Consider the following 553-nt stretch of genomic DNA (forward strand, 5'->3'; position numbering starts at 1 on the left):
GACATTCAAGCTAACAGGGTGCCTGCCAACAAAAATCAAACCTGTGTGCTCGTGAAGACTCGCGGGTTTATGGACGCTCAGACAAAGCAAGCGGTCTCTTCTTTTGTGCAAACGCAAAAAGTGACGACGACGCCTTCGGTTGCCCCGCAGGCACAGGCGACCATTGAACGTTTAAAGCTTGAACTCAAGACCGTCAATACGCACCGCAAGGAAGAGAAAAACCGCGCCATCATTGAGGCGCTGCGTAAATACCGTTATCGCATTTACACCCGTTACCAATGGGATGAAGGTGACGGTTTTATTGGTCAAAACGTGGTGTCGGACGCGTATGACGATGGTCAATTTACTTACATTCGCCTGGCAAACCCCAATCGCGGCATTTTAAGCATTGAAACGCAAATTGGAGGGAAAGCCGCCATTGCGCCAATGAAATATGACGACGCGTACGGCATGTACAAAATCACCGGTATCTACCCGCGTTTAAGGCTGCATTTGGATGATGTCACCGTGGAAGTCAAACGCACGGACTTTGTGACGCGAGGGAAGGGGTAGC

1 pseudogene is annotated in these 553 nt (G+C 50.3%); it reads left to right on the forward strand.

Annotated elements, in window-relative coordinates:
* Positions 1–552 (forward strand): annotated as a pseudogene (locus A142_RS15950) (TrbG/VirB9 family P-type conjugative transfer protein); the annotation flags it as partial.
* Position 553 lies beyond the last annotated feature (1 nt).

This window comes from Vibrio splendidus 12E03 (assembly GCF_000272105.2).
GTDB classification, from domain to species: domain Bacteria; phylum Pseudomonadota; class Gammaproteobacteria; order Enterobacterales; family Vibrionaceae; genus Vibrio; species Vibrio splendidus_I.